Source organism: Vibrio sp. 99-8-1 (assembly GCF_013114595.1).
In the GTDB taxonomy this organism is placed as follows: Bacteria; Pseudomonadota; Gammaproteobacteria; order Enterobacterales; family Vibrionaceae; genus Vibrio.
Window position 1 is genome coordinate 1 of the sequence record NZ_VTXE01000083.1, and the last position, 700, is coordinate 700.

The 700-nt window shown below is 46.1% G+C and carries 1 protein-coding gene; it reads right to left on the reverse strand.

What is annotated here, in order from left to right; genetic code table 11:
- Positions 1 to 700, reverse strand: a 700-nt coding sequence (locus F0227_RS21815) for a GTP-binding protein (protein ID WP_171755336.1), incomplete at both ends; no start/stop codon positions are given.

The window sequence follows — 700 nt, forward strand, 5'->3', positions numbered from 1 at the left end:
CGCTCGATACGACCAGTTACAACAGTACCACGACCTTGAATTGAGAATACATCTTCAATTGGTAGTAGGAACGGTTGGTCTACTGCACGCTCTGGCTCTGGGATGTATGAATCTAGCGCTTCTGCTAGTTCAACAATCTTGTCTTCCCACTCTTTTTCGCCGTTTAGTGCGCCAAGAGCTGAACCTTGGATTACTGGTAGGTCATCACCTGGGAATTCATATTCAGAAAGAAGTTCACGAACTTCCATTTCTACTAGTTCTAGTAGTTCTTCATCATCAACCATGTCACATTTGTTCATGAATACGATGATGTAAGGGATACCAACCTGACGGCCAAGTAGGATGTGCTCACGAGTCTGAGGCATTGGGCCATCAGTCGCAGCTACTACTAGGATACCACCGTCCATTTGCGCAGCACCTGTGATCATGTTTTTAACATAATCGGCGTGTCCTGGGCAGTCTACGTGTGCGTAGTGACGTGATGGAGTATCGTACTCAACGTGTGAAGTTGCGATTGTGATACCGCGCTCACGCTCTTCTGGAGCGTTATCGATTGATGCGAAATCTTTCGCTTCACCGCCGTACACTTTTGAAAGAGTAGTACAGATAGCAGCAGTTAGAGTTGTTTTACCGTGGTCAACGTGGCCGATAGTACCAACGTTTACGTGCGGTTTCGTACGTTCAAATTTTTCTTTAGACA